This is a genomic window from Gordonia sp. ABKF26 (assembly GCF_041103195.1).
Classification (GTDB): domain Bacteria; phylum Actinomycetota; class Actinomycetes; order Mycobacteriales; family Mycobacteriaceae; genus Gordonia; species Gordonia terrae.
The window spans coordinates 345,095-369,418 of the sequence record NZ_JBGCVZ010000003.1; the positions used below are offsets into that span (position 1 = coordinate 345,095).

Annotated in this window: 25 protein-coding genes and 1 pseudogene; 8 read left to right on the top strand and 18 right to left on the bottom strand. The window is 67.4% G+C overall.

The window, feature by feature from the left end; all coding sequences use genetic code 11:
* Positions 1-27 precede the first annotated feature (27 nt).
* The 8 genes from AB4Z55_RS02080 to AB4Z55_RS02115 form a co-directional block, all read right to left on the bottom strand.
* Positions 28-984, bottom strand: coding sequence for a S9 family peptidase (locus AB4Z55_RS02080; protein WP_101820400.1), 957 nt, complete (start codon positions 982-984; stop codon positions 28-30).
* Positions 981-2,552: a hypothetical protein gene (locus AB4Z55_RS02085; RefSeq protein ID WP_101820401.1), complete on the bottom strand. Its 1,572-nt coding sequence runs from the start codon at positions 2,550-2,552 to the stop codon at positions 981-983. The genes AB4Z55_RS02080 and AB4Z55_RS02085 overlap by 4 nt, the downstream gene beginning before the upstream one ends.
* Positions 2,553-2,708: 156 nt before the next feature.
* Positions 2,709-2,840, bottom strand: a complete 132-nt coding sequence (locus tag AB4Z55_RS02090) for a hypothetical protein (RefSeq protein WP_255220179.1) — start codon at positions 2,838-2,840, stop codon at positions 2,709-2,711.
* Between the two features lie 43 nt (positions 2,841-2,883).
* Positions 2,884-3,723, bottom strand: a complete 840-nt coding sequence (locus AB4Z55_RS02095) for a CoA ester lyase (protein ID WP_369519015.1) — start codon at positions 3,721-3,723, stop codon at positions 2,884-2,886.
* Positions 3,720-4,883 (bottom strand): acyl-CoA dehydrogenase family protein, encoded by a 1,164-nt coding sequence (locus AB4Z55_RS02100; RefSeq protein WP_369519016.1) that lies wholly within the window; start codon positions 4,881-4,883, stop codon positions 3,720-3,722. The genes AB4Z55_RS02095 and AB4Z55_RS02100 overlap by 4 nt, the downstream gene beginning before the upstream one ends.
* A 74-nt stretch (positions 4,884-4,957) precedes the next feature.
* Positions 4,958-6,343: an MmgE/PrpD family protein gene (locus AB4Z55_RS02105; protein WP_369519017.1), complete on the bottom strand. Its 1,386-nt coding sequence runs from the start codon at positions 6,341-6,343 to the stop codon at positions 4,958-4,960.
* A complete protein-coding gene (locus AB4Z55_RS02110; protein ID WP_369519018.1) occupies positions 6,340-7,566 on the bottom strand; it encodes a CaiB/BaiF CoA transferase family protein in 1,227 nt (408 codons plus the stop codon). The genes AB4Z55_RS02105 and AB4Z55_RS02110 overlap by 4 nt, the downstream gene beginning before the upstream one ends.
* Complete coding sequence (locus tag AB4Z55_RS02115) at positions 7,563-8,117, bottom strand: MaoC family dehydratase (protein ID WP_065632054.1); 555 nt, start codon at positions 8,115-8,117, stop codon at positions 7,563-7,565. Before AB4Z55_RS02115 ends, AB4Z55_RS02110 begins: the two co-directional genes overlap by 4 nt.
* A 255-nt stretch (positions 8,118-8,372) precedes the next feature.
* On the opposite strand from AB4Z55_RS02115, the gene AB4Z55_RS02120 reads away from it, so the two are divergent.
* The 3 genes from AB4Z55_RS02120 (at position 8,373) to AB4Z55_RS02130 (ending at position 13,580) form a co-directional block, all read left to right on the top strand.
* Positions 8,373-10,451: a hydantoinase/oxoprolinase family protein gene (locus tag AB4Z55_RS02120; RefSeq protein WP_033204244.1), complete on the top strand. Its 2,079-nt coding sequence runs from the start codon at positions 8,373-8,375 to the stop codon at positions 10,449-10,451.
* Between the two features lies 1 nt (position 10,452).
* Positions 10,453-12,273: a hydantoinase B/oxoprolinase family protein gene (locus AB4Z55_RS02125; protein ID WP_033204242.1), complete on the top strand. Its 1,821-nt coding sequence runs from the start codon at positions 10,453-10,455 to the stop codon at positions 12,271-12,273.
* Between the two features lie 77 nt (positions 12,274-12,350).
* Positions 12,351-13,580: an amidase gene (locus tag AB4Z55_RS02130; RefSeq protein ID WP_369519019.1), complete on the top strand. Its 1,230-nt coding sequence runs from the start codon at positions 12,351-12,353 to the stop codon at positions 13,578-13,580.
* Positions 13,581-13,589: 9 nt separating this feature from the next.
* On the opposite strand, the gene AB4Z55_RS02135 is transcribed toward AB4Z55_RS02130, so the two are convergent.
* The 8 genes and pseudogenes from AB4Z55_RS02135 to AB4Z55_RS02170 all read right to left on the bottom strand — a co-directional run bounded on the left by AB4Z55_RS02135 (position 13,590) and on the right by AB4Z55_RS02170 (position 19,889).
* The gene (locus AB4Z55_RS02135) at positions 13,590-14,315 is read right to left on the bottom strand and encodes a FadR/GntR family transcriptional regulator (protein WP_369519020.1); all 726 of its coding nucleotides are present in this window, start codon (positions 14,313-14,315) and stop codon (positions 13,590-13,592) included.
* A gap of 146 nt (positions 14,316-14,461) precedes the next feature.
* A complete protein-coding gene (locus tag AB4Z55_RS02140) occupies positions 14,462-14,716 on the bottom strand; it encodes a hypothetical protein (protein WP_369519021.1) in 255 nt (84 codons plus the stop codon).
* 354 nt (positions 14,717-15,070) lie between these two features.
* A complete protein-coding gene (locus tag AB4Z55_RS02145) occupies positions 15,071-16,315 on the bottom strand; it encodes a DUF222 domain-containing protein (protein WP_369519022.1) in 1,245 nt (414 codons plus the stop codon).
* 199 nt (positions 16,316-16,514) lie between these two features.
* Entirely contained in the window at positions 16,515-16,949 is a 435-nt protein-coding gene (locus AB4Z55_RS02150) for a hypothetical protein (protein WP_369519023.1), read from the bottom strand.
* Entirely contained in the window at positions 16,946-18,127 is a 1,182-nt protein-coding gene (locus AB4Z55_RS02155; RefSeq protein WP_369519024.1) for an FAD-binding oxidoreductase, read from the bottom strand. The genes AB4Z55_RS02150 and AB4Z55_RS02155 overlap by 4 nt, the downstream gene beginning before the upstream one ends.
* A gap of 81 nt (positions 18,128-18,208) precedes the next feature.
* Positions 18,209-18,703: an Rrf2 family transcriptional regulator gene (locus tag AB4Z55_RS02160; RefSeq protein ID WP_064572106.1), complete on the bottom strand. Its 495-nt coding sequence runs from the start codon at positions 18,701-18,703 to the stop codon at positions 18,209-18,211.
* Positions 18,704-18,782: 79 nt separating this feature from the next.
* Positions 18,783-19,016 carry a DUF2510 domain-containing protein gene (locus tag AB4Z55_RS02165; RefSeq protein WP_369519025.1) on the bottom strand — a complete coding sequence of 78 codons (234 nt, stop codon included), beginning with the start codon at positions 19,014-19,016 and terminating at the stop codon, positions 18,783-18,785.
* A gap of 119 nt (positions 19,017-19,135) precedes the next feature.
* Positions 19,136-19,889: pseudogene (locus tag AB4Z55_RS02170) on the bottom strand (DUF72 domain-containing protein).
* Between the two features lie 135 nt (positions 19,890-20,024).
* Between AB4Z55_RS02170 and wrbA the strand changes: the two are divergent.
* From wrbA to AB4Z55_RS02185, 3 genes are all read left to right on the top strand, one after another.
* On the top strand, positions 20,025-20,624 hold the full coding sequence (gene wrbA / locus AB4Z55_RS02175; RefSeq protein ID WP_064572107.1) for an NAD(P)H:quinone oxidoreductase: 600 nt from the start codon (positions 20,025-20,027) through the stop codon (positions 20,622-20,624).
* A 214-nt stretch (positions 20,625-20,838) separates the two neighbouring features.
* Positions 20,839-21,333: an FBP domain-containing protein gene (locus AB4Z55_RS02180; RefSeq protein WP_064572120.1), complete on the top strand. Its 495-nt coding sequence runs from the start codon at positions 20,839-20,841 to the stop codon at positions 21,331-21,333.
* Between the two features lie 68 nt (positions 21,334-21,401).
* Positions 21,402-21,830, top strand: a complete 429-nt coding sequence (locus tag AB4Z55_RS02185; RefSeq protein WP_369519026.1) for a nitroreductase family deazaflavin-dependent oxidoreductase — start codon at positions 21,402-21,404, stop codon at positions 21,828-21,830.
* Between the two features lie 22 nt (positions 21,831-21,852).
* Here AB4Z55_RS02185 and AB4Z55_RS02190 read toward each other — a convergent pair whose 3' ends face one another.
* A complete protein-coding gene (locus tag AB4Z55_RS02190; RefSeq protein WP_369519027.1) occupies positions 21,853-22,545 on the bottom strand; it encodes a lysophospholipid acyltransferase family protein in 693 nt (230 codons plus the stop codon).
* Between the two features lie 19 nt (positions 22,546-22,564).
* Between AB4Z55_RS02190 and AB4Z55_RS02195 the strand changes: the two genes are divergently transcribed.
* Both AB4Z55_RS02195 and AB4Z55_RS02200 read left to right on the top strand, forming a co-directional pair.
* Positions 22,565-23,140 (top strand): TetR/AcrR family transcriptional regulator, encoded by a 576-nt coding sequence (locus AB4Z55_RS02195; protein WP_369519028.1) that lies wholly within the window; start codon positions 22,565-22,567, stop codon positions 23,138-23,140.
* A 70-nt stretch (positions 23,141-23,210) separates the two neighbouring features.
* Positions 23,211-23,759 (top strand): dihydrofolate reductase family protein, encoded by a 549-nt coding sequence (locus tag AB4Z55_RS02200; RefSeq protein WP_004023302.1) that lies wholly within the window; start codon positions 23,211-23,213, stop codon positions 23,757-23,759.
* Positions 23,760-23,765: 6 nt separating this feature from the next.
* Here AB4Z55_RS02200 and AB4Z55_RS02205 read toward each other — a convergent pair whose 3' ends face one another.
* Entirely contained in the window at positions 23,766-24,200 is a 435-nt protein-coding gene (locus AB4Z55_RS02205; protein WP_369519029.1) for a DUF309 domain-containing protein, read from the bottom strand.
* Between the last annotated feature and the right edge of the window lie 124 nt (positions 24,201-24,324).

Below are 24,324 nucleotides of genomic sequence, written 5' to 3' on the forward strand. Positions count from 1 at the left end.
ACGTCGGTCCCGGTGCCGACGACCAGCTCAGGCCACGTCCTGCACATCCGCCGCCGACGCTCCGGAGATGATGTCGAGGACCCGCGGGTACTCGGGCGCAGTCGAGGTGACCACCGACCCGTGGTTGCCGCCACGGATGAGAACGGCCTCGGCGTCTCCGCCGTCACGCACGACGGCGGCGACGTAGCGTTGCGAATTGGCCGGCGCGACCATCCGATCGGCGGTTCCGTGAACGGCGACCACGGGGGTGTCGGGATCGATGTTCTGGATGGGATCGACCATCGTGTACCGCTGCGGGACCTGCGCCGGGGTGCCGCCGAGGGCGGTCACGATCCGGTCGTCGCCATGCGTGGCCGCATAGGTCATGTCGAGTGGACCGGCGAGCGAGACGACCCGCGTCGGGCGAAACAGCGGCCGCGCACCGACCTCGTCGTCGTCCAGTTTGTGCCGGGTGCCGCCCCAGACCGCGAGTTGCGCTCCGGCACTGTGCCCGACAACCAGCTCGTCGTCGGTGTCGATCTGCGGGAACTGCCGGTCCACCACGACGACGTGGTCCAGGGCGCTCGCGACGTCCCGGAACGTCGTCGGCCAACCACCGCCCGATCCGACGCGGCGGTATTCGATGTTGTACACGGCCATGCCCCGATCGGCCAGGTCTCGTGCCAGCGGCTCGAAGACGTCGGCCCCGAGGGCGCTCTGCCAGGCACCGCCGTGGATGAGGACCACCAGCGGGATCGTGTCGACCCGTTGCTCACCCGCGGGCAGGTACAGCTCGGCCCAATTCTGTTCGGAGTCACCATCGTCCGGCGTCGGGTAGTCGAACCGGTGGACGGTCACCTCGTCGAGGTACTCGACCGGGGCGGCTGTGGCACTGCTGCTGGGGGTCGGGGTCGGCGTGGTTCCCGTGGAGCACGCGGACAGTCCCAACACGCCGGCGACGACGACCCCCAGTGCGATGCGGACGCGACGCGACGTGGCCGTCACCGCACGCTCAGCGGTACAGGCGTGATCGACGCGCCGCTACGCAGGGTCGCCGGCAGCGGTCCGAACCCGGGCCACAGATTCACCGGCACCGTGACCGTCGCGCCCGCGGGCAGCGAGATCGACGTCGGGCTGACCGCGACGCGATCGGTGAAGGTGTCGCTGCGTTCGACCTCCAGTCGGAGCCGCTGTGCCCGTCCTTCGGATCGAACGGTCACTCCCGACGGAGAGGTGGCCCCCACCGAGACCGCCGAGCCCGGGCCGATCGCCAACTGCGTGGTCTCGGTCGACAGTGATCGCAGCGAATTCTCGGTCGCGACTTCGAACTCCGCGGTCGACGGTGCCGACGAGGTCACCCGCATCCCGTGCCGGGCCGGATCGGCGTCGATGACCGCGACCGCACCCGCGGGCACCTCGAGATCACCCATCGCGACCACGCCGCCCGCGCTGAGCACTGTGGCGTCGATGTCCGCGGTCCGACCCGCTTCCACCCCGTCCACGACGATCCGGAACTTCCGGTTCGCGGGCACCGTGAACGTGACGGAGTTGTCGTTGTTGAACAAGATCTTCTTGTCGACACCCGGGATCGCACGACCGGCGGGATCGGTGACCCGCACGTCCCAGTCGACGTCGCCGACACCGCGTGCACCGCCGTTGTTGTCCGACACCATCACGACCGTCTCGTCGTTACGCAGCTCCGGATCCTGATGACGTGCCAGGATCGGTGCCAGCGGAACAAGCATCATCTTGTTGGCCGGCGACCCCTGGAACAACAGTGTCGGCTCGGACGGGTTGGTGGCCGTCGAGTAGTACCAGCTGTTGGCAGCCGGGTCGACGACGATCATCTTCTCCACGCCGGGGAAGTTGTTGTCGTAGACGACGATGCCGCGCTTGCCCTGCCCGAGGTCGCGGATGGCGATCGGGTTGATGGCGTGCCCGGCGCTCTGCTCCTCATCGGTGTAGATCGCCAGGACGTAGTTGTCGTTGCGCGCCCACGCCGAGCGCAGTCGGGACAGCGCCTCTGTGACGGTGACCTCTGACTCGAGGAGGTCGGTGGGCGGGAAGCCCTGGGTGATGAACATCCGCGCGATGAGTTCGTCGAGCGGCGCCGACGGGCCGATGCTGTAGACGGACTGCCACGGCATCGCCAGCGGGAACGGGTTCAACCGCTTGGTGGCATACAGTCCGGCCAGGGCGGCCATCCCGAAGCAGTGCCCGCCCGCCATCGACTCGTTGAATTCCTGCTGGACGAGCTCGGCAACCGTCGTCGGCGAACAGACTCCGAACACGATTCGGGCGCAGACCTCGTCACCGAAGACCGCCCGCATGCCCTCGATGCTCAAACCACGAGTGTGCAGAGCGTCGTTCGGCCCCCAGTTCTCGAACGAGAAACCGTCTCGTTTGACCTGGAAGTCGGCCTGCGCGACGAGCTTTCCGGCCTTGGGGTTCACCACGGGCGCCGCCTGCGACGGACCGGGGGCGACGATCGCCAAACCTGCGGCCACCGCCAGCACAAGTGCCGTCACCGAGAGACGCACCAGCCATCGATTACCGCGCGTGCCTGTGAGCATCGCTAAACACTAGCGGACAATTCAGACACCGCCCGAGTAGCCGGTGAATTCACCGGATCGATTTCTGAAATACGTCCCAAAATGTTTGTTGCGGCAGTTCGGCCCGCAATTCGGACCGAGCTGCCGCAACGTGATTGCGGTTGTTTCGGGATTCCCCTACTTGACGCCCGAGAACACGTACTGCAGTACGGCCAGTGCCAGTTCGTTGTCCTGGATCGCCTGCCACAGGATGTTGTCCACCATGTTCGTCTCCGTTTCGATGTTCGCGTGAGGGGTCGGGTCCGGCACCGAGCAGGAAACCGTGGGTCGCCCCGCCCCGGCGCTGTCGATCCTACGTCGACTGCCGGGCGAGAGTTCGCCGGGCGATCCGCGCGACCGCCTCGTCGATCAGACGGCCCGCACTGTCCGTGGCCGCGGCGCCTCCCGCGGCGTCGAAGGCGGTCAGGACGTCGCGGGCGGAAGCGACCTCGGCGTCGGTCGGCGCCATCCCTGCTCGGGCAGGGGCGATCTGTCGCGGGTGGATGCAGGCGCGCCCGAGGAACCCGAGGGCGGTCAGCCGTCGGGTCTCGTCGGCGAAGCCGTCCGGGTCGTCTATGACCGGCGACGCCGCGCCGAGCGGTGGACCGATCCGCGCCGCCGCCGACGCGGCGACCACCTGCGAGCGTGCCCACAGCAGTTCGTTGCCGACCACCGAGGTGACCCCGAGGTCGGCGGCGAGATCGACTTCGCCGATCTGGACGAACTCGACCCGCGGTCCGGCCGCGATCGACGCCGCGTTGCAGAGTCCGGCCCCGGTCTCGATCAGCGGCGACACCGGTGTGCGGGGTCGTCCCCACTCGGCCTCGAGCTCGGCCAGCATGGTGTCCACCCGCTCGAGCGTCGCCGCGTCGTCGACCTTGGGCAGCCAGACGCCGTCGGCGCCGGCCCGCACCGCCATGGTGAGGTCGTCGCGGAGTTCGGCTCCGGGGTTGACCCGCACCCAGACGGGGACGCCGTCCCGGTCGCGGTTCTCCAGCCACGCGCCGACGGCGATGCGTGCGGTGTCCTTGCCCGACAACGGCACCGCGTCCTCCAGGTCGAGGACCACGGCATCGGTCCCCGACCCGACCGCCTTGTCGAAGCGCTCGGGCCGGTCGCCCGGGACGTACAGGAAGACCAGCGTCTGCGTCATCCGACCGTGACGGTGCCGTTGACGAGCGCCTTGGCGATGACCGTCCGCATGATGTCGTTGGTGCCCTCACCGATCGACATCAGCGGCGCGTCCCGGTAGTAGCGCTCGACGTTGAACTCGGTCGAGTAGCCGTATCCGCCGTGGATGCGCATCGCCTCGAGGCTCGCGGTGATCGCGGTCTCCGACGCGAAGTACTTCGCCATGCCGGCCTCGCCGTCGACCCGGGCACCCGAATCCGCCTTGGCCGCTGCCCAGTACGTCATCAGACGCGCCGCCTGCAGCTGGGTGGCGATGTCGGCGAGCTTGAGCTGGATGGCCTGGAAGTCCGAGATCGGCTTGCCGAATGCCGTCCGCTCACGTGAGTAGTTGAGCGCGGCGTCGTACGACGCCTGCGCGATGCCGACGCTACGGCCGGCGATGTTCAACCGACCGATCTCGAGGCCCGACAGCGCCTGCTGCATGCCCCGGCCCTCGACGCCGCCGAGCAGCGTCGACTGCGGGACGCGCACCTCGTCGAGGAAGATCTCGCACGACTCCGTGCCCTTGTAGCCGAGCTTGCCCATGTCCCGCTGGACCTCGAAGCCGGGCGTGGTGGTGTCCACCAGCAGGATGCTCATGCCCTTGTGCGCCGGAGTGGCCGACGGGTCGGTCTTCACCAGTACCGGAATCACATTCGCGTGACGCGCGTTGGTGATCCACGTCTTGGTGCCACGGATGACGTAGTCGTCACCGTCCTTGGTGGCGGTTGTCTTGATGCCCTGTAGATCGGTTCCGGCCCCGGGTTCGGTGAGGCCGATTCCGGTGCGGCACTCACCACTTGCCAGGCGCGGGAGCCACTGTGCCTTCTGTTCGTCGGTGCCGTGGCGCGCGATCATCCAGCAGGACAGGTTGTGGCTGCCGAGGATTCCGGCGATGCCCATCCAACCGCGTGCGAGCTCCTCGTAGACGAGGGTGAAGGACACCATGTCGAGTTCGAGTCCGCCGAATTCCTCCGGCGTGGTGATCCCGAACAGACCCATCTCCCGCAACCGGTCGACGATCTCGGTGGGATACCGGCCGGTGCGCTCCCACTCGTTGGCGACCGGGATGATCTCCTTGTCGACGAGCTGACGCAGGGCGGCGCGGAAGTCGCGCTGTTCGGAATTGAAACTGAAATCCATTGTGATCCTTGCTCTCAGGCGTGACCGGACGGGTTCGCGGCGGCAAACCCACGGCGAGATGGGCGTGGTGTGTGTCAGCCGGCGGCGACGATGGTCGTCGCGAGGGTGGTGATCGGTACGACCGACGACGCGTTCGGGAGACCGAACACCGCGTCGACGAGGTCATCGGAGGCATCTCCGCCACCGCTGTTCCCACGGAACTTCGCGGCCACGGCGGCGTCGTCCATCGGCCGGCCCGAAGTGCCACGGCTGCAGGGCACCTCGCCGACGACCCGGGAGCCGTCGGCGAAGGTGATGACCGCCCGGCCGGCGGCGTCGGCGGCCGGGCGGTCATCGGGCACGGTGGTGACCTCGACGAGTCCCGCGGTGGTCGCGACCTCGGGGCGCCCGATCGAGTCCACAGCGTAGGTGCCCACGGTGACGGCACCGTCGTGCACGAGGGCGGCGACGCTCCACGGCAAGTCGAACTTGGCGTCGTAGACGCTGCGCGGGCTGCGCGTACCGGTGCCAGGGCCGCAGACGATCTCGACGCTGTCCGGGTGGACGTCGACGGCGATGCTCGCGATCTCCCCCGGCACGATCTCGCGACCCTGCTCGCCGGCCGTGACCAGTGCGGCGCCGACCGCGTCGAGCGCGGCATGCATCAGCTGGCAGCTCGGATACGGCTTGATGCCGATACTGGCACTCTCCCAGCGGGTTCCGAGGTCGGCCACGATGATGTCGGGATCGATGTCACGATCGGCGAGCGCACGGTACAGACCGCGGCGGCCTTCGAGCACCGACTCGGGTCCGCTCGCCCCGGCCACCGCGAGCCGCGCGGCCAGGACACCGCTGAAGCCGGCGTTCCCGGGGTGCAGGGTCTTGGTGTTCGCGCCGGTGTCGAGGAACTCGAGGAGCCCACCCGACGACGACGCGGCGATGCCGATCGCGTTGGTGAGCACATCGGTCCCGGCGCCGTACAGCAATCCGGCGGCGACGGCACCGGCGAGCGGACCGACGACGGCGGTGGCGTGCAGTCCGCGCGCATGGAACCCGTGGGGCGCGGCCGCGCCGAGACGGCACGCGACCTCGAGCCCGGCCACCAGCGCGACGACGGTGTCGGCGCCGGTCGCGTCGACCTCCTCGGCGACCGCCAGCACCGCCGGGGCCACGACCGTCGTCGGGTGCACCAGCGCGCCGGCGTGCGTGTCGTCGAAGTCGAGCGCATGCATCAGCACGCCGTTGGCGAACGCCGCCGCGGGGGACGAGATCGCCTCGGCATCTCCGAGCGGGTGGGCCTGGGCGGGACCGCCGAGCGCGCGAGCCACCGTCAACCCCGGTCCGCCCTGGTCGAGGCGCCGGGCCCCGATCCCGTTGCCGATGCCGTCGAGCAGGTGTCGGAGTGCGGCGCGGCGGGTGGTCTCGGGGATCGCGTCGATACTCAGGCCGGCGGCCCAGCTCGCGAGTCGGCGGGCGGTCACGACGGGGCCTGACCGGAGGGAGTCTGGGCGACCGCGCCGAAGGCGCCGCCGTCGACGAGACCACGGACGTCGTCCGCGCTGTAGCCCAGCAGACCCATCACCTCGTCGAAGTTCTCGTTGCGATGCGGTGCCCGACGATACTCCGTCTTGTCCGTGCCGAAACGCACCGGCGAGGTCACCTGCCGGACCTCACCCCACACCTCGTGTTCGGTGGTGGCGATGAGACCGCGTGCGAGCGTGTGCTCCTCGGTGAGCGCCTGCTCGACGTCGTTGATCGGCCCGGTGGGAACCCCCGCGTCGGTAAGCAGCGACACCCAGTGGTCGACGGTCGACTCGGCGAATCGCTTCTCCAGGATCGGCAGCAGTTCGTCCTTGTGCTGTCCGCGGGCGGCGAAGTCGGTGAACCGCGGGTCGTCGAGCAGCTCGGCCAGACCGATGGCCTCGGCGAGGCGCACCCAGAACTTCTCCTTGGCGCAGCCGACGACGAACCAACCGTCGGAGGCCTCGAAGGCCTGGAACGGCACCAGCGACGGATGCGCCGAGTTCTTGGTGCGACCCGGACGGTAACCGGCATTGAGATGCCATGCGGCCGGGTAGGTGAGCATGGAGACCGCGGTGTCGTACAGCGAGACGTCGCAGTCGCCGCCGACACCGTCGCGGCGCGCGGCGTGCAGACCGGCCATCAAGCTCAGGGCCGCGACGAATCCGCCGGAGAAATCCACCAGGGACAGACCGGATTTCGTGGGTGGTCCGTCCGGGTCGCCGGTGAGGTCCATCCAGCCGGCCAGGCCCTGCAGGATGTAGTCGTAACCGGGCTGTTTGGCGCGCGGACCGGTCATGCCGAAGCCGGTGAGGCTGCAGCAGACGATCGCCGGGTTGAGGTGTTTGAGGTCGTCGTAGGTGATCTTGATCTTCGCCGGGACGTCGCCGCGCAGGTTGGAGTAGACCGCGTCGCTGGTCCGCACGAGGTCCTCGAACACCTTGCGACCGCCGGGGGTCGCGAGATCCAGTGAGAGACTGCGCTTGTTGCGATTGAAGGCCTCGAAGAACAGGGAATCCTCGCCCGAGTTGTACGGGGGGACATACCTTCCGACGTCGCCGCCGGACTGCGGCTCCTCGATCTTCAGCACGTCCGCGCCGAGGTCGGCGAGGTGGACGCTGCCGAACGGGCCGGCGCCGTACTGCTCGATGGCGATGATGCGGACGTCCTCGAGCGGCTTCATCCGACGCTCCCCTCGGTGGTTCCGGTCAGCTCGGTCAGGGACGGGGCCTTGACCTCGGGGAAGTAGTTCTGTCCGATGCCGCTCTCGCGGGTCGCGACCATCACCGAACGCTTCCAGGAGATGACGACCTCGCCGTCCTGGTTGATCCCGCGGGTCACCATCGACACGATCCCCGCGTAGGGACGGGACTGGGACAGGCGCAGGTCGGTGCAGATGCTCTCGGCGTAGATGGTGTCGCCGACGTAGACCGGGTGGGCCAGTTTGACGTCGGTGAACTGCAGGTTCGCGACCGCGTTCTGGCTCATGTCGATGACCGAGAGTCCGAGGACCAGGGCGATGGTCAGACCCGAGTTCACGATGACCTTGCCGTCGGTGATGGGATTCGTCGCGGCGAGGTGGGAGTTGAAGTGGTTCTGGTTGGTGTTCATCGACAGGCATGTGATCCACGCGTTGTCGGTGTCGGTGATGGTGCGGCCCATCGGGTGTTGGTAGACGTCGCCCACGACGTAGTCCTCGAAGAAGCGTCCGAGAGTGGCGGGATGGGTGGTCAATGGTCCTCCTCAGGGTGCGGCGTCGTGGAGTGCACACAACGAGCCGTGACGCGGACCACCATAAACATCTGATCTTTAGAACGTCAAGGATCTCCTCATCCTGGCAATACCCTGAGTTTTGCCGCAGGTGTTGCCGAAACCCTCCGAGGTATTGCATGATGCTCCGGAGCGCAGCTATGGCTCAGATCACTCCCGTCATCGGGGACACAGCTGAAGACGTCGGGGTGACGGCATGTACAGAGGAAGCGAGTTTCGATGAAGCGAATCGGCGTGGATGTGGGCGGCACGTTCACCGACCTGGTCCTGTGGGACGACGACGGGACGGTCACGGTGCACAAGACGCCGTCGACCAACCACGATCCCTCGATCGGCACGATGGACGGGATCGGGGTGCTCGCCGAACGTGCGGGCATCGACGTCGCGGACATCGAGATGTTCTTCCACGGCACGACCGTGGCCACCAACATCGTGCTGGAGCACAACGGCAGCGACGTCGGCATGATCACCACCGACGGCTTCCGGGACATCCTGCACATCGCGCGCAAGAAGCGCCCCCTGAACTACTCCAACTACCAGGATCTGCCGTGGCAGAAGTGGCAGCTGGTGCCCCGTCGCAACCGGCGCACCGTCGCCGAGCGGATGGATGCGGCCGGAAACGTGCTCACCCCGCTCGACGAAGATGCCGTTCGCCGCGAGGTGGGCCTGCTCCGCGAGCGCGGTGTCGAGGCCATCGCGGTGGCCTTCCTGCACGCCTACCGCAATCCGGCCCACGAGCACCGCGTCCGGGACATCATCGCCGAGGAGTACCCCGGCGTGTTCGTCTCGCTGTCCAGCGACGTCGCCTCGCAGTACCGCGAGTACGAGCGTTTCTCCACCACCGCGCTCAACGCGTTCGTCGGCCCCAAGACCTCCCGCTACATCGAGAACCTGGCCGGCAAGGCCAAGGCCGAACAGGTCGGCGAGGACGTCCACCTGATGACCTCCGCCGGCGGTCTCGTCACGTCGCGCAGCGCCAGCGAGGTTCCGGTCTCGCTCCTGACCAGCGGTGTCGTCGCCGGACTCCTCGGCGGCTGCTTCATCGGCAAGGCGTCGGGCTACCCGAGCGTCATCACCCTCGACGTGGGCGGCACCTCCGCCGACATCGGCGTCGCCCCCGACGGCAAGCTCCGCATGAAGCACCTGCTCGACACCCGCATCGGCGACTACCACGCGATGGTGCCGATGGCCGAGGTCGACACCATCGGTGCCGGCGGCGGATCCATCGCCAGCATCGACGAGGGCGGCATGTTCCGCGTCGGACCGCGCAGCGCCGGTGCCATGCCCGGCCCGGCCTGCTACAACCGCGGCGGCACCGAACCCACCTCCACCGACGCGATGGTCGTCATGGGCTGGCTCCGCGAGGACAGCTTCCTGTCGGGAACCATGGAGGTCAAGACCGAACTCGCCACCGAGGCGGTCCAGACCCACATCGCCGACAAGCTCGGTGCCGACATCGAGCATGCCGCGATGGGCATCTTCCAGATCCTCGCGCACTCGATGACCGAGGCCATCTCGCTGCACTCGGTGCGCAAAGGCTATGACCCGCGCGAGTTCTCGTTGGTCGCCGAGGGTGGCGCCGGACCCCTGTACGCCTGGCAGATCGCCGAACACCTCGGCATTCCGCGTGTCATCGTGCCCGGTCATCCCGGGATCACCTCTGCGGTCGGCCTGCTGACCACCGATGTTCGCTACGAGGTGCCGACCACCGTGTGGACCTCGTCGGCCGAACCCGATCTGGAGCTGCTGCGTCGCGAGATGGACCGGTTGTCCGAGCAGGCCGTCGCCCAGCTTCGCGCCGACGGTATCGCCGAGGACGCGATCACTCTCGAGCGCAGCGTCGACTGTCGTTATGTCGGACAGGGTTACGAGCTCCGGGTGCCCGCACCTGCCGGCGACATCACCGACGAGTGGGTCGAGCAGACCGCGGCCACCTTCCACGAGGTCCACGGTCGTACGTACTCGCAGCGCTTCGACGACAAGCCGGTCCAGCTGGTCAACATCCGCGTGACCGGGGTGGGCGCGGTCGAGCACATCCGCATCGCCGAGATCGAGAAGGGCGACGCGGACGCGTCGTCGGCGATCAAGGCCACCACCCGCGCGCTGTTCTGGAAGAACGACTCGGCCGATCCGGAATGGGTCGACACCCCCATCTACGACCGCGCACTCTTCAAGGCGGGCAACACCTTCGACGGTCCCGCGATCGTCCAGCAGTTCGACTCGACGACCATCGTCGGCATCGGACAGAAGGCCACGGTCGACGCCGTGGGCCACATCATCATCGAGAGGAGCGCCTGACATGGCGAAAGCTCTGATGCCCACGGACGGCGTTTCGCTCGCCGCCGAGGCCAACCGGACCTGGAACACCGTCGAGGTCGACCCGATCACCCTGCGCGTCATCGGCGGTGCGCTGAACTCGATGGCCAAGGAGATGGCCCAGGTCCTCTACCGGATGGCCTACTCGAGCCTCATCCGTGAGTCCGAGGACCTCGGCGCCGGCATCTTCGACGTCAACGGCCGCGAACTGTGCGAGTCGGATTCGACTCCGATGCACTGTGGTTCGATCCCCGCGTACATCCGTGGCGTGAACCGCAAGCTCGCCGGCACGTACAAGCCCGGTGACGTGATCCTGCACAACCACCCGTATCACGGTGCGGCGCACTCCCCCGACTACGGCGTGATCATCCCCATCTTCTGGGAGGGCGAGCACATCGGGTTCGCCGGCTGCACCGGTCACGTCTCCGACATCGGCGGCAACTTCCCCGGCCTGTGCATGGACGTCGTCGACGTCTGGGCCGAGGGCAAGCTGATGGACTCGATGAAGATCTACGACGGCGGCGTCCGCAACGACATGCTGATCCAGCACATCCTGGACAACGTGCGCACCCCGGAACAGAACCGCGGTGACCTGGAGGCTCTCATCGCCTGCTCGCGCATCGGTGAGAAGCGGTTCGTCGAACTGCTCGAGAAGCACGGGCTCGACACCGTCATGAGTGCCGCCGACCGGTGGATGGACTACTCGGAAGAGATGCTGCGCAGTCGGATCCGCCAGATCCCCAACGGCAGCTACGAGGCACCGATCGGCTACCTCGACGACGACGGCAAGAACCGCGGTGTGCCGCTGAAGGTCGCGGTGCGCGTGCAGGTCGAGGACGAGGACGTCCTCATCGATCTCACCGGCTCCAACGACCAGGTGCCGACGGCGTTCAACGTGCCGTTCGAGGGTTCGGTGCTGCCGGTGGCGGTGAGCGCGATCCGCACCATCCTGCTCGACGAGTACCTCACCGAGGAGTTCGTCCCGCAGAACGACGGGTGTTTCCGTCCGGTGCGCGCCTACGCGCCGGAGGGCACGATCTTCAACCCGGACTTCCCGGCATCGTGTTTCGCACGCTTCTCGCAGGTCAACCGCATCTTCGACTCGATCAACCTGGCGCTGGCGCCGGTGCTGCCCGAGCGGGCGATCGCCGGTTCGTCGGCGGCGCTGTGCGCCATCGCGTACTCGGGTCTGGCCGAGGACGGTGAGTCGTACTGGGTCTACATCGAGATCAACGAGGGTTCCTACGGCGCCCGTAACGGCAAGGACGGCATGGACGCCGTCGACGCCCTGATGGCCAACACCCGTAACAACCCGATCGAGGAACTCGAGCTGAACCACGCGATGCGTGCCGAGCGCTACGAGCTCCGCGACGAGTCACCGGCACCCGGCCAGTGGCGCGGCGGCATCGGCAGCGTGCGGACCTGGTACATGCAGACCGACACGTTCCTCGGTTCCGAGGCCGACAACCGCACCGACCCGCCCGCGGGCGCCCTCGGCGGCGGCGACGGCGCGTCGGGTTCGTTCGTCCGCAACCCCGGCACGCCCGAGGAGGAGGTGCTGTTCTCGAAGGTGACCCAGGAGGTCATCCGCGAGGGCGAGCGTCTCGAGATCCGGATGCCGTCGGGCGGTGGCTTCGGCGATCCGTTCCTGCGCGATCCGTTCGCGGTGCTCTCCGACGTGTGGGACGAGTACCTGTCCGCGGACGAGGCGCGTCAGGACTACGGTGTCGTCGTGAACACCGACGACTGGACCGTCGACGCAGCGGCCACCGAGCAGCTCCGCGCGTCGCGGGTGGCGTCCTGACCAGTGACATCGGAGGGGCCGGCGATTCTGTCGCCGGCCCCTCCGGCCATTCCCCGGAAAGCACCGCGGCGCAATCTGTGAGAGACGTTGCCGCGCGGCTCAACACGGTCATCTCGTGGGTGCCCGAGCAGTTCGGTGTCGACCCCGATGTCGCATCCGGTCCGCTGTCCGGCCTGCGGATCGGGGTGAAGGACAACATCGAGGTCGGCGGCGTGCGCTCCACCTGTGGGTCCGAGTACTTCGCGGACCGGGTGGCATCTGCCGACGCGGCGTGCGTGACCGCCTTGAAAAAGGCCGGTGCCGTCATCACCTCGACGCTGAATCTCGCCGAGTTCGCCGTCGGTGTGACGAGTCAGAACTCGGCATCGGGTGGGTCGGTGAACCCGTGGGCCGCCGATCGCGTACCCGGTGGATCGAGCGGTGGGTCGGGCGTCGCGGTGGCGGCGGGGATAGTCGACGTGTCCCTCGGCACGGACACCGGCGGATCCATCCGGCTGCCTGCCGCGTGCTGCGGTGTGACGGGTCTGCGGCCATCTGTCGGAGTGCTCGACATGACCGGGATCTTCCCGGTGAGTGCCGATTTCGACACCGTCGGCCCGCTGGCACGATCGGCGGCACTGGTTCGGGAGACGTTCGCGGTGCTCGCGGGCGCCGACTCGGCACCGTTGCGGAGCGGGTCGTTGCGGATCGCTCTGCCCTGGCCGTTCGTCACCGAGGACGTGGATCCGGCAGTGCGCGACGCGGTGGTCGGTGCCGCGGACCTGCTTCGCGACCTGGGCCACAGTGTCGTCGACGTGCCGGTTCCGCACAGCGCATCGGCGCAGGACGTCGTGTACACCCTCATCTACTCGGACTTGGCGAAGACCCATGCCGAACGACTGCGGGACGAGCCGAGCCGATTCCAGTCGGCGACGCGCGAGCGGATCCTGCTCGGACTCAGCATCTCCGACGGTCAGGTGACCACGGCGCGGCGACAACGTGATCTGTTCCGCGCTGCCACGGCCGAGCTCTTCGAGGACGTGGACGTGGTCCTCACCCCGGCGATGCCGGCGGACGTCCCCCTGCTCGGTGGTGGCGATGCCGTTGTTGCACAGGCACGTCGGATGGGGCAGCTGACCTACCCGTGGTCGTTACACGACGGCCCGACGCTCGCGCTGCCGGTGGGAGTCCACCCGTCCGGGATGCCGATCGGGGCACAGATGACCGCGACGAGAGGTGGCGAGGGAACCCTGTTCGCTCTCGCCGAGCAGTTCCAGGCGCACACCGACTGGCATCGACTGCTTCCGCCGGTGCGGGTGAGAGCGTGATGAGTCTGCTCAGCCCTGGCGTCTGAGTAGGTCCATCTGCTTGTAGACGTCGCCGAGGTGGTCGAGGTGGCGGCGCATGAGCGTCATCGCGGTCATCGAGTCCCGCGCCTCGACCGCTTCGAGGATGGCCCGGTGGTCTTCGTCGACGCACTTCCAGAAGTCCTCGGGTGCGGTGTCCCGGCTGAACCGGCTACCGATCACCCGGAAGACCGGCACGGTGATGAGGTCGAGGAGTGGGTTGTCGGCGGCGCGGAGCAGCACGCGATGGAATTCCTGGTTGTTCGCGTACACCTCGGGACCGATCTCACCCAGAGGATCGAAGATGGTGGCGCGCAACTCTTCCAGATGCACGTCGGTGTGGCGGTACGCGGCCACGCCCGCCGCGGGGACCTCGGTGAGCTGCCTGACCTCCATGAGCTGATCGACGGTCACACCCTCGGCCGCCGCCAGCAGGGTGACCCCGGCTTCGAGGTGGGCGCTGAGCTGGCTGATGTCGGGGGTCGCAACAAACGTCCCACCCGTCACGCCACGCGTGGTGTGCACCAGGTTCTCGCTGGCGAGCGACCGGATGGCCTCACGTACGGTGCTCTGCCCCACGCCGAACTCGGCGCGCAACTCGGTGTCGGGTGGCAGTCTGGTGCCCGGGGTCAGCTCGCCGGCCAGGATGCGAACCCGAAGCGCGTCGGCCACGACCTGGTACGCCGGGCGCCGGCCGGACTTATTCGCTTCCGTCACAACATCTTCCGATCGTGGAGGGGTGTGACTCAACTTACCACATCGACGACCCGGACACGACACTGCGGCAACGGTTTTGGGATACGTCCGACAAGTGGCCGGTCGACGCCCCACACGAACCTCCAGACATGTGCGCGCACGGGGTGTCACGCGGTTCGTCGGCGCCCGGCTCGCCGATTCGACGCCTCGACCTCCGCGATCGCGACGCGGAGCATCTCCGCGAAGCGGCTCCAGTACGCGGCCTCGGAGTCGTAGAGCCGGATGGTCCGCGGATCGGCGCCCGCCAGTCGAGCAGTGTTGACCATGCTCTGCCAGTGCTCCCACTGGTCGTCACACACCTCGAGATAGCCGGTGAGTGTGCCGGCGTCGTGGTTTCCCAGTGCGGCGATCCTGCTCGGCATCGAAGTCCCCTCGTCCGGTGTCAGTCGTGCACACGCTATGCCGTGGGTACGACAATCCTGCGGTTCGAGCGACGCCAGCCACTTCCCGCTCCCTGATCCGAAAGAACCGCGACACCGCCGCGCCTGAGCCCGAGAGACCTGCTGACCCACTGCTCCCTGCGTAGCGCCCGGAGCTTGCGGAGGGCGCGGCGAGCCGACCCACCCGATCCGCCGGACGGGTGGCCAAACGCGCTGCTATAAAACATAATTCGCTGCGAAACCCGGCGGGCGGGGTCGGCCTCACACTGTGGAGTTGTCAAAGGTCGTGTGGCATCCTTGTCGACGCCGGAGGGTCTAGTTGGAGGCGGATCCTGGTTAGACGAGAACGTCGTCGAGTCGCATGGTGCGCCGGTTGTAAGCGGGCAGGGGTAGACGCCGCGGGTCGACGTCGACCGGTGGAATCAGCCAGGGATGCCGGTCCGGGCCCATCACCACCTGCCAGCCATGGTGATGAACCTGGGTATGGCACCTCTGGCAGAGTAGGCATCCATTGTCCAGGTCCGTGGGGCCACCGTCAGCCCAGTGGACCAGGTGGTGAACTTGGCTATGTGCCGCTGGCGCAACGCATTTCACACAACACATATCGCGGACGATGATCGCTTGGCGCAGGTGATGCGGGAACAGACGTTTGGTGGTGCCCATCCGTAACGGCACCCCTTCGCTGTCGAGGACGATCTCGGCGACTCCGCCGTCACACGACAACCGGCGTGCTGTCGATGCCGTGACTGCCCCGACCCACGGCAATCGTGCCGGATCTGCGTCGTCAGCGGGGATGGTGACCAACACTTGGGTGCGGGGTGCTCCGGCGGTGGTCACCGCGGCACCGATCGCCGCCTGATCCAGAAGGAGTTCCAGGCCGTCGGCGCGGCGTTCTCCGAGACTGCGACGATCCTCGGCGCCGTCGGGTTCGGGGCGCGGGCAGGATCGTTCGTCGATCATCGACAGGAACTTCTCCCCGATCACTGCCGTCACATCCCCGGTGATGGCGACTCTGCCTTCGTCGGTCACCCGCGTGTGCACAGTGTTCAGCGACGCATCATCAGCGGCGGCGACCGCGTTCGGATCAGAGTCGGCGACCCGGAGGGCGATACCGCGGGCGTGGGTGCCGATCTCGGCGGGCGTGGCACCGGAGAACGCCTGCGCGAGCAGATCGCTCTCGAACGCCGATCGGTCGTCGTCGGACAACCCTGCCGCAGTGCGTTTGTCGATGTACGCGATGCCGCGGACCACCGCGTCGACACACTCCGCCGACAGATAGCCTTCGGCGGCACAGTCAGCGACCTTCGGCAACGAAGACAGGCCGCCGGCGATTCGCACGCCACGGTGCGCGGCCGTCGGCGCCATGCCCATCTCGATCAGCCACGACCGTGTTGTCGAACCGGCACGCGTCGCCGCGCCCGACTCGTCGAGAAGCGCGATATGCACGGCGATCTGATGATCCAGCACGTTGCGCATCATCCGCAGCTCGTCGAGACGCTCGACCAGAGCGCGACCACTCCCGTCGTCGGGTGGTGACGGCGAGGCAATGAGGGTGTCACGAAGCTCGGTGATCGAGGTCATGACACCAAGGTACTCGCCAAAGTGTTCGACGACGAGATTTCTCCACAACCCCGCTCGCGAGCGAATCTAGTTGCCCCACACTCTCTGCCACTTACGCAACATCGGTGAACCGCAGTGAACCGTGGCGAACAGAAACCCCACCAGTCACAGAGACCGGCCAGTACAAGGACCTGCCGATCAACCAGCACGCGGCCACCGATCAGGTCGCGCCGATCAGCACCGCAGCGCCGAGCCAGACGAGTGCGACGACCTTGACCAGCTCGAATCCGACGTATACGAAGTGGGCGTGACTGCGGGGTCCCTCATGCCCGGCGAGCACCGCGTCGGACCGCTTGGTCAGTGCGGGCCGCACCGCCACCAGCTGAACGATGAGGGCGGCAATTGCCACGCCGGCCGCGATCGGTTCCGCGAGACCACCCCACTCACCGAGGACCAGGGCCACGAGAATGCCCACTGCCCAAGCGATCTCGGCGGTATTGAGCGCGCGGAACACCAACCGACCGATGCCGAGCCCGATGGGCAGGGTCACCCCGGGTGCGCGGAACTTGAGCGGCGCCTCGATGAACGAGATGGCGAACACCATGCCGAGCCACAGGAACGTGAGCGCGGTGACGACCGCGCCGGCAGCGCTCATCGCGCGCCGGTCCGCAACAGCTCCGGTCCGAACGTCTCGTAGTGGATCCGGCTCTCGTCGACCTCGCGACCGATGAATGCCTCGCGCATCGACGAGAGAAATCCGGTGGGCCCGCACAGCATGACGTGCGAGTCCCGATCGACGTCGACGTCGTCGAGTGTCATCTGCCCGACCCGGATCGCGTCCGAGACCACGTGGGGTGACGTGCTCTCATACCACTGGATCAATCGGCCAGACGGCAGTGAATCGACAAGGGCGGCCAGCATTCCGCGGTGCGGTTGCCGGTCTCGCGAACGGTCGGCATGGAGCACGGTCACCGGCCGGGTGTCGCGCTGCTCCGACAATGCGGTGAGCAAGCCGATGACGGGTGTGCAGCCGATACCCGCCGAGGCGAGCAGAAGCGGCGCCTCGTCGTCGGGCAGGACCAGGTCACCGAAGGGCGTGCTGACGTCGAGGAGATCCCCCTCGAAGACCTGCTCGTGCAGGTGCGCCGACACCTCGCCGGCGAGTTTGACGCTGAACCGCCACCGCGACTCGGCGGGAGAACCGGTGAGACTGTACTGACGGATCTGTCGAGCACCGTCGAGAAGCGGTACCTGCACCGAGATGTACTGTCCGGGACGGAATCCGGGCAGCCGTCCGTCGACCGCTGCCACCGTCAGCGCGATCGTGTCGGGCGAGACCTGCACGCGCTCGGTGACCCGGACTTCGCGCCAGACGTGCCCGGGATCGACGGCTGCGTCGGCATAGAGGTGCGCCTCGGAAGCGATGAGCAGGTCTGCCATGTCCCAGTAGAGCTGGTCCCAGGCGTCGGCTACCTCGGGCGTGACCGCGTCACCGAGCACTTCGACGATCGCCGCGAAAAGATGCTCGTGCACAACGACATACTGCTCAGCGGTGACACCGAGAGATGCGTGTTTGTGAGCGATGCGGTCCAAAATGAAACGCTGGCGCCGAACGTCGGGTTCGAGCTGAAGCCGCGCGAACGCGGCGATCGACCCGGCGAGCGCCTGCGGTTGCTCACCCGACTTCTGGTGCGTGCGGTTGAAGAGGTTGTCGAGCAGGTCCGGGTGCGCGGCGAAGAGTCCGCGGTAGAAGAGCGGGGTGATCTCCGCGAGCGACCCCTCGACAGCGGGAAGCGTGGCGGCGATCGTCGCGCGCTGGGTGTCAGACAGCATGAGAACTCCTTTGTTCATCTGCTCATCGGTTGGTGTGCAGTAAATCTGGGGTTTTCGGCGTACCGGCCGACCCGGAGCGCTCTAGGAGCCCGGGCGTCGAACTGTCATTGCGGACGATTCATGGCCGGCCGGACGCGGCGTCAGCGACAACAACACCGCGCTCGTCGGCTCGCGGGCGAGGTCGGCGACCGTCTCGGTGTCCAGGCTTTCGTAGAAGGCCGTCACCGCGCGGGCCAGCGAGCCCCGGAGCCGACACGCATTCCGCAGCGGACAGGGTTGTGCGCCCTCGCATTCCACGACCTCACCATCGCCTTCGAGCGAACGTGCGAGCCACCCGACGCGGGCATCGCGGCCGAGTTCGGTGATCGTCAGCCCACCTGTTCGACCGCGTCGAGCATGGACGACGCCCATCTCCGACAGCCTGCCGACGACCTTGGCGACATGCGTGTACGGGACCGCGAGTTCCCGGGCGAGGTCCTTGGTGGTGAGAGCTGTTGCAACCGAGCCGCCTTGATCTGCGACCGCCAACCGCATCACGACTCGGAGGCCGATGTCGGTGAAGCGGGTCAATTGCATAGTGTCAGTAGATCATAAATTGGTACTCAGAATACCAATTAAGACCGGTGATGCCGGTCACCCGACGCGTGCGGGCTGCCTATCCGCCGTCGGCGATGCGGGGCCGGGTGTGAGTGGTCCAGGTCTGACCGTCGTGGTACCGATCCGCGACCGGGTCCTGCGGGTCCGGGTACCAGCCGGCCACGACATTCTGTGAGCCGTCCACAACCGAACCCGCCGACCTCCGGGACACCAGGACGACGATGCCTGCGATCCCGGCACCGAGGACGGCCAGCAGCGCGAGCAGGACGACGAGCATCAGCAGGATCGACATGCTCGCACCGTACCGAGCGCCGGGCGGGCTGCCACGTCGTCGGCGGCAACTGTGCTCCGATTACGTCGAACGATGGACCCGCCCGTGCCGCACAACCGACCGGCCCGATTCTCACCGGATCAACGCTCGACGGTCTTGACGGCGAGCCCCAGCCGCTGCGCACGGCGAATCATGGTGAACGCGTTGTCGATTGCGGCACAACCCGGGTCATTGTTGAAGTAGATGTACACATCGCACGAGTCGTCGTAGAACTCCGAGAGGCGGCGCAGCCAGCCGTCGATCGCACGGGTCCCGTAGCTCATCGGTCGTCGCGACGTGCCGTCGTGAAGTCGCAGGTATCCGAAATCGACTGTGCGCCAGGGTGGATTGAGGATGCGGTTCTTCCGGTCGGCCCAGCACAACGCCGCGTTGTGCCGTTCGAGGACCGACCGGGTCTCGTCGGTCCACCACGAGTCGTGCCGGGGCTCGACCGCGACCTGAATCGTCTTCGGGAACAGCGCGAGCGTCTCGTCGAGGGCGTCGCGCGCGGCGCGGAGGTTGGGAGGCAACTGGAGGAGCACCGGGCCCCAGCCGACCGTCGAGTCCCGCCGACCGCTCGAGGAAGCGCTGGACCGGTTCGGTCGGCTCCTGGAGGCGCTTGATGTGGGTCAGGTAGCGACTCATCTTCGCCGCCATCCGGAAGTCGGCGGGAACGGTCTCGGCCCAGTTCTCGAACGCCTTCCTCTCCGGCAGCCGATAGAAGGTGTTGTTGACCTCTGCGGTCGGAAACCGCTGGGCGTAGTAGTCCAACCACAGACGCTGCGGGAGCTTCTGGGGGTAGAACGCACCCCGCCAGTCGCGGTACTGCCACCCGGAGGTGCCGATGAACAGCACCGTCGTGCCTATCCGTTGGGGACGGGGCTACGAATCCCGTCCACGACGAGTAGTCGGCATGCGCGTGGGTGTCGATTCACGTGCTCCGGGTACCCGTCGGCGGCATATGCCAATCACCGAGACGGGAGCGACACATTGACCAAGCTGGCGATCATCTATTACTCGGCCACCGGGCACGGCACCGCGATGGCGCAGACGTTGTCAGACGCCGGCGAGTCCGCCGGAGCCGAGGTTCGTGTCCGACACATCGCCGAGACGCGGGATCCGGAGACGTTCGCCGAGAATCCGGCGTGGTCGGCCAACTACGAGGCCACCAAGGACCTGCCCGCGGCAAGCGGTGACGACATCGTCTGGGCCGACGGGGTGATCTTCGGCAGCCCGACGCGGTTCGGTAGCACGGCCTCGCCGTTCCAGTCGTTCATCGACTCGCTCGGCGGACTCTGGGCCGAGGGCAAGTTGGCCGACAAGGCCTACGCCGCCTTCACCTCGAGCCAGACCGCGCACGGCGGCCAGGAGACCACGCTCACCGGGCTCTACACGTCGCTGATGCATTTCGGCGGCATCCTCGTCCCGCCCGGTTACACCGACGGGCTGAAGTTCGCCGACGGCAACCCTTACGGCGTCTCCCACGTCACGGGTCCGGAGAACAAGAACGACCTCGACGACGCGACGAAGGCGGCCCTCGCACACATGGCACAACGCGTGGTGCGCATCGCGAAACTCCTCGCCGGCTGAGTCACCGCGAAACGGGTTGACAGCGATCACCAGGAGGTCCACCATCGGTCCTCGTGTCTGTCAGAGTGTCGCCCTTCGGGCGTGAGGAGGTCGTCGGCGTCGTGCGCGCCGACGGTTGAGCACCCCGCCCCGACCGGCGCGCGTCCCCTGTTGTGGACCGCGCCGGTCGAATCGTGCTCTCCTCCATCCTCCGACACCTGAGGTGTACACAACCATGCATTCCTTGACCGAAGCCCAGATTCGCTCGTCGTTCGTCAACGCCTCGTTGCGCGAACGCAAGAGCATGACCCTCCCACCCGACTTCGACGAGTTCTACTGGGAGAAGCTGGATTTCGCCGGTTGGCGGGATCCGAAGCTCCCGATGGTCGGATACGTGGTCATCCCGACCGACGACGACGTCGTCGGGATCATGCTGCGACTCGGCGGCCGCCAGCCGCGCAACCGTCCGCTGTGCTCGTTCTGCGAAGATGTCCAGCTGCCCAACGAGGTCGCCTTCTTCAGCGCGAAGTTCGCCGGCGCCGCGGGGCGCAAAGGCAACACCGTCGGCACGCTGATCTGCTCGAATTTCGAATGTTCGACGAACGTCCGCGCCAAGCCGTCGGCCATCTTCGCCACCGACGACCCCGAAACCGTGCGGCAGCAACGCATTGCCGCGCTGCGCACCCACCTCGCGGGATTCGCACAGCGCGTGGCGAGCGGGGACAGCTGAGCGGAGCGTCGATCGGCGAACCGGTGTTTCAGCCGGTTCGCCGATCGCGGTTCGGCGATAGTGGACCAATGACCTCGCTGTTCATCCGAGCACTTCAGACCCACCAGTGGCTGTACGAGCATTCGGGCGGTCTCGTCGGCCACCGCCTGCTCATGGGCAATCCCACGCTGCTGCTGCGGACGATCGGGCGCCGCACGGGTGAGGCGAGGTGCAACGCACTGACCTATGCCCGCGACGGCGAGGCCTACCTGGTGGTCGCGTCGAACGGCGGGTCGCCGCGACCGCCGGGGTGGCTCGCCAACCTCAGGGCCCATCCGAATGTCGAGGTCCAGGTGGGTCGGCGCCGGATCCAGGTCACCGCGCGGGCGACCTACCCCGACGACCCGGACTACGCCAGGCGCTTCGTCCTCGTCGACGAGGTGAACCGCGGTCGCTACGCGGGCTACCAGAAGAAGACGACGCGTCCGCTGGCCATCGTCGAGCTGACACCGCGGTAAGGGGTCCCGCCCTTTCGATGATTCACGCAGCGCCGGGCCGCCCTTCGCCGCTGGTCCACCGCCGCGCGTACTCGTCGATGTAGTTCTGTCCGGACCGCTCGCAGATCGTCGCCATCAGTTCGTCTGTGAGGACGCGGATTCGGCCCTCGGCGACGTCTCCGCATCCGAGGTCGATCGGCGGGAGGATGTCGATCGTGACCCTGCGTCTGCCTGGCAACCGGCCATCCGCTCGCCCGGTCCCGGAGATCGCAACGGGTACGAGCGGCGCACCCGTGATCAGCGCCACCCGCACGGCCCCGGTCCGTCCGCGATACATCCGCCCGTCCGGGGATCGAGTGCCCTCGGGGTGGATTCCCCAGGCTCCCCCGTCATCCAGGATCTCCACCGCTCGTCGGAGCGCCGACGACGCTTCCGTGCCGCCACGACGATCGACCGGGATCTGCCCCAGGGTGAGAAAGAACCAGCGTTGCAGGCGACCGACGGGACCGGGCCGCTCGAAGTACTCGCGCTTGGCGAGGAACGTCACCGGTCGACGCGCGGCCAGAGCCAGGTAGAAGGAATCGAGCACGGACAGATGATTCGCAGCCACGATGACCGGCCCGGTGGTGGGCAGATGCTCGCGGCCCGCTATCCGGGGTCTCCCCCACAGGACGAGTGCCGGACCGATGAGAACGTACCGACACAGGGCGTACGACAGCCTGGTTCTCGCGCGCATAGACAGTGTCTACCCGAGCATGGGTGACACTGTCTACGTGGAGTCAGCGAAGACCAGGATCGCGTTGGTTCGTGCCGGCGTCGAATTGCTGGAGGAGACCGGTTCACCAGATGTGGGATTGCGCGAGATCGCACGCCGCGCGGGCGTCTCCCACGGCGCTCCCCGCAGATGGTTCCCGACGCACCGCGCGCTTCTGGCGGCCATCGCCCGCGAAGGCCTGGAGGACCTGTCGTCGGAACTGATGCGTGCGGCGGGCGAGGTTCCCCAGAACATCCGGCACGTCGCATTCGCGTACGTCGCGTTTGCCCGTCGTCGACCTGCGATGTTCGCCCTGATCTTTCGGCACGACCTGCTCGAGGGCGGAGGGGCCGACCTCCGCACCACCTCACGGCCACTGTTCGCCTGGCTGGTCTCGCTGATCGAGCACAGCGGCACCGTCGACGCTCCCGAGCTGCGCGCAGCCGAGCTGTGGGTCGGCGTACACGGGATCGCGATGCTGTCCTCGACGGGATCGTTGGGACTGGCCGCGCCCGGGATCGACTACGACGAACTCGTCGACCGGATCGTCGAGAACTGTCTGCGGCCGTCGCGCTGATCCCCGATGACTATCGCCCGCCCCGCCGGTCGATATCTGGGAGAACATTGCGACTAATCAGAGGAGAAGCATGCGAACGCTGGCGATCACCCAGAACATGACGCTCGACGGCTCGATCGAGATGGTGACCGACTGGTTCGACCCGACTGTCGAGGCGCCGGACCTCATGGCCGAGTCGCACCGGCAGGACGCCGAGGCCGACGGTCTGCTGGTCGGAAGGCAGACCTTCGAAGACTTCCGCAGCTTCTGGCCGCACCAGACCGAGGACGCCACCGGGATCACCGACTACCTGAACACCGTCGACAAATACGTGGTGTCGAGCACGATGACCGACCCGGACTGGCAGAACTCGACGGTGCTGTCCGGCGATGTCGTGGATGAGGTCACCGCGCTGAAGAACGCCGACGGCAAGGACATCGTCGTGACCGGCAGCATCAGCTTGTGCCACACCCTGATCGGCGCCGGTCTCGTCGACGAGTACCGGCTGTTCGTCTACCCGACCGTCCAGGGATCGGGGCGGCGGCTGTTCCCCGACGGTCTGGAGATCCCGACCCTGCGGCTCGTCGACACCAAGGCCTTCGAGCTGGGCGTCTCGCTGCTGCGCTATCGGACGGTGTGACGCGGTTCAGGTGGGATCGGAGTCGATCTCCTCGAGAGCACGGGCGCGGATCGCGGCGAGGTCCATCCCGTACGTCGGTCCGTGCGACTGCTCGTACTCCGTCAATCGCGCAGCCGCGCGGTCGTAGAGGCGTCGCGCGCCGACGGCGTTGCCACGACGATGGTGAGTCAGTCCGACGCAGAGCTGGGCCAGTCCCTGCCACAGCGGACGCTCCGCCGGCGGACACGACTTCCAGCGGGTCTCGAACACCTCGTGCGCGGAGAACGGACGACCGTCCTCGAGCAATCGCCATGCCAGCGCAATCGTCTCGTCGGGCGGCAACGGCTCCTCGGACACGGGCTCGACGCCGCGCTCGCCATAGGGCAGCGGCCGTCCCAGCTCGTCACGTGGCCGGGCCTGACGCGCGCGACCGTCGGGGTCGCGATCGCGGTCGTCGGACACAGCGCACCTCCTGATCGAACGGTCGCGAACCGTATTGTGGTTCGGCGTCCCTGCCTGCGACCGGGGAGCGGTACGAGCGGCAGCAGGACGGTACCCGTCCATCGGGTCCGGAAACGAGAAAGGT